Source organism: Bacillus sp. SIMBA_074 (assembly GCF_046534555.1).
GTDB lineage: Bacteria > Bacillota > Bacilli > Bacillales > Bacillaceae_G > Bacillus_A > Bacillus_A mycoides.
Genome location: NZ_JAWRYM010001388.1, coordinates 1 through 228, shown reverse-complemented (window position 1 = coordinate 228; position 228 = coordinate 1). Strand labels below are relative to the sequence as shown.

The following is a 228-nucleotide window of genomic DNA, read 5'->3' as shown; positions in this document are numbered from 1 at the left end:
AGCCTGGCGCTCGAGCGGCACGTGATCGTCCAGTTCCCGTACCTCAAGCCGGGCGAGAGCACCTCCCGGCAGCGCACCGTCGCTCCGCTCGCGCTGGTGCAGCACCAGGGCCGGTGGCACCTGCAGGGCATCGACCACGGCGCTCAGGGGTCCCGGACCTTCCTGCTCTCGCGGATCGTCGGGCCGGTGAAGCTCACCTCCCGTTCTTTCGACCCGGAGCAGTACCGC

Annotated in this window: 1 protein-coding gene; it reads left to right on the top strand. The window is 70.6% G+C overall.

Annotated elements, in window-relative coordinates; all coding sequences use genetic code 11:
* Window positions 1-228, top strand: a 228-nt coding sequence (locus SB773_RS35260) for a WYL domain-containing protein (protein ID WP_410595260.1), incomplete at both ends; no start/stop codon positions are given.